A 3,680-nucleotide genomic window follows, 5' to 3' on the forward strand; every position below is an offset into this window, starting at 1 on the left:
CCTGTTCGACGCGCTGCCCGAGGCCCGCACCGCGCTGTCCGGCGCGGCCCGCGAGCGGGCCGGCCGCGAGGCCGCCGCGAGCGGGTACGGGCAGTGGCTCGCCGAGCAGCCCGAGGCGGAGCGGGACACGATCCTGCTCGACCTCGTCGCCGCGACGGCGACGACGGTGCTCGGTCTGACCGACGGCGAGCCGCTCGAACCCGACCTGCCCTTCCGGGACCTCGGCTTCGACTCGCTCACCGCGGTGGACCTGCGCAACCAGCTCACCGCCGCCACCGGTGTCGCGCTGCCCGCCACCCTGGTCTTCGACCACCCGAACCCCGCCGCGCTGGCCGCGCACCTGCGCGGCGAGCTGCTCGGCGGGGGTGACGGTGCCGCCGAGCCCGTCACCCTCGCCGCGTCCGCCACCGGGGACGACCCGATCGTCATCGTCGGCATGGCCTGCCGGTACCCGGGTGGCGTCGCCTCGCCCGAGGACCTGTGGCAGCTCATGGCCGACGACGTCGACGCCGTCGGGGCGTTCCCCGACGACCGCGGCTGGGACCTGGAGACCCTCGCCGGTGACGGCCCCGGCCGCAGCGCCACGGCCCAGGGCGGGTTCCTGCACGACGCCACCGACTTCGACCCGGGACCGTTCGGCGTCTCGCCGCGCGAGGCACTGGTGATGGACCCGCAGCAGCGGATCCTGCTGGAGACCTCGTGGGAGGCGCTGGAGCGCACTGGGATCGACCCGTCGTCGCTGCGGGGCAGCGCCGAGTACGGCGTGTTCGTCGGCGGCGGCTCCGGTGACTACCGGCCGCCCGCCGAGGCCGGGCAGTGGCAGACCGCCCAGTCCGCCAGCCTGCTGTCGGGCCGCGTCGCCTACACCTTCGGTGTCCAGGGCCCGACGGTCTCGGTGGACACCGCCTGCTCCTCGTCGCTGGTCGCGCTGCACCTCGCGGCGCAGGCCCTGCGGGCGGGGGAGTGCTCGATCGCGCTGGCCGGCGGCGTCACCGTCATGGCCACCCCGGTCGGGTTCGTCGAGTTCAGCGCGCAGGGCGCGTTGTCGCCGGACGGTCGCTGCCGCGCCTTCTCCGACGACGCGAACGGCACCGGCTGGTCCGAGGGCGTCGGCATGCTGGTCGTCGAACGGCTCTCCGACGCCCGCCGCCGCGGCCACCGCGTCCACGCGGTGCTGCGCGGCTCGGCCATCAACCAGGACGGCGCCTCCAACGGCCTCACCGCACCCAGCGGACCGGCCCAGCAGCGCGTCATCCGCCAGGCGCTGGCCAACGCCCGGCTCACCCCGGGCGAGGTCGACGCCGTCGAGGCGCACGGCACCGGCACCACCCTCGGCGATCCGATCGAGGCCCAGGCCCTGCTCGCCACCTACGGGCAGGACCGCGACCGGCCGGTGCTGCTCGGCTCGCTGAAGTCGAACATCGGCCACACCCAGGCCGCGTCGGGCGTCGGCGGCGTCATCAAGATGGTGCTCGCCATGGAGCACGGCGTGCTGCCGCGCTCGCTGTACGCGGAGAACCCGTCCTCGCACGTGGACTGGACCGCGGGCGACGCACAGCTGCTCACCGCGCCCACCGGGTGGCCCGAGACCGGGCGTCCGCGCCGGGCCGCGGTGTCCTCCTTCGGCGCGAGCGGCACGAACGCGCACGCCATCCTGGAGCAGCCCCCGCACGCCGACGTCGTCCGGCGCGCCGACGACACCCCCGACGACCCCGGCGCGGTCGCGGTCCTGCTGTCCGGCCGCACCGAGGCCGCGCTGCGTGCCCAGGCCGACGAGCTGGTCGCCCACCTCGGCGAGCACCCGGACCTGCGGCTGCGCGACCTGGCCCGCGCCCTGGCCACGAGCCGTGCGACGTTCGACCACCGGGCGGCGGTCACCGCCACCTGCCGCGACGAGCTCCTCGCAGGGCTCACCGCCGTCGCCCACGGCGACACCGCACCGCAGGTCGCGACCCACCGCCTGGAGCGCAGCGGCCGCAGCGCCGCCCTGTTCTCCGGGCAGGGCGCGCAGCGGCTCGGGATGGGCCGCGAGCTGTACGAACGGCACCCGGTGTTCGCCGACGCCGTCGACGCGGTGCTCGCCCGGCTCGACGGTCACCTCGACCGGCCGCTGCGCGACACGATGTGGGGGACCGACGCCGACGCCCTCGCCGAGACCGGGGCGACCCAGCCGGCGCTGTTCGCCGTCGAGGTCGCGCTGTACCGGCTCGTCGAGTCCTGGGGGGTCCGCCCGGACTTCGTGGCCGGGCACTCGATCGGCGAGATCAGCGCCGCGCACGTCGCCGGGGTCCTCGACCTCGACGACGCCTGCCGGCTGGTCGCCGCCCGCGCCCGTCTGATGCAGGCGCTCCCGGCCGGGGGCGCGATGGTCGCCGTCGAGGCCGACGAGGACGAGGTGACCCCGCTGCTCACCGACGGCGTCGCGATCGCCGGGGTGAACGGGCCCGGCTCGGTGGTCCTGTCCGGTGACGACGACGCGGTGACCGCCCTGGCGGCGGTCCTCGCCGGCGAGGGACGGCGCACCAGCAGGCTGCAGGTCAGCCACGCGTTCCACTCGGCCCGGATGGACCCGATGCTCGCCGAGTTCCGCACGGTCGCCGAGGAGCTCGACTACCACGAGCCGCGCATCCCGGTGGTGTCCAACCTGACCGGCGCCGTCGCCGCGGCGCACGAGCTCTGCTCGGCGGAGTACTGGGTGCGCCACGTCCGGGGCACCGTCCGGTTCGCCGACGGTGTCCGTGCACTCGCCGCCCGCGGCGTCAGCACCTTCCTCGAGCTCGGCCCGGACGCGGTCCTGTCGGCACTCGTGCCGCGCAGCGCGCCGGACGCGCTCGCCGTCCCCGCCCTGCGCCGCGACCGCGACGAGGAGGCGACCCTGGTCGCCGCGCTCGCCCGGCTGCACACCCACGGCGCGGGCCCCCGGTGGGAGGCGTTCTTCGCCGGCCACGACACCCGCCGGGTCGACCTGCCGACCTACCCGTTCCAGCGCGACCGGTTCTGGCCGGACGTCATGCCCGGCCAGGAGACCCGGGCGGTCGCGCCCGCCGGCCCGGGCACCCCCGACGAGATCGACGCCGCCTTCTGGGAGGCCGTCGCGCAGGAGGACTTCTCCGCACTCGAGACACAGCTCGACGTCGAGGGCGCGGCGCTGTCGGCGGTGCTGCCGGCCCTGATGGACTGGCGCAGCCGCCGGGCGCAGGAGGCCCGGCTGGCCCGCTGGCGGCACCGGATCGTCTGGAAGCGGCTGACCGGCTCCGCGACCGGGCGGCGCCGCACCCCCGAGGGCACCTGGCTGGCCGTGCTCCCGGAGGGCACCGCCGTCGACCCGTGGGTGACCACGGTGCTCGACGGGATCGGCACCGCCGTCGTGACCGTCGAGACCGGCTCCACCGACCGCGCGGTGGTCGCCGCCGCACTCACCGCGCAGCTGCCCGCCGGGACCCCGGTCGCCGGGGTCGTGTCGCTGCTCGCGCTGCGCGACGAGCTCACCGGCGACGTCCCCGACGGGGTCGGGCTCACCACCGGCCTGCTCCAGGCCCTCGGGGACGCCGGGGTCGACGCCCCGCTGTGGTGCCTCACCCGCGGCGCGGTCTCCACCGGGACCACCGACCGCCCGGCACGGCCGCTGCAGGCCGCGATCTGGGGCCTGGGGCGGGTCGCGGCGCTGGAGTACCCGCAGC

1 protein-coding gene is annotated in these 3,680 nt (G+C 76.7%); it reads left to right on the forward strand.

Features of this window, described 5'->3' with window-relative positions:
• On the forward strand, positions 1-3,680 hold a 3,680-nt coding region (locus tag GTW08_RS08690; RefSeq protein WP_161151747.1), incomplete at both ends, for a type I polyketide synthase.

This window comes from Pseudonocardia sp. SID8383 (assembly GCF_009864975.1).
Lineage (GTDB): Bacteria > Actinomycetota > Actinomycetes > Mycobacteriales > Pseudonocardiaceae > Pseudonocardia > Pseudonocardia alni.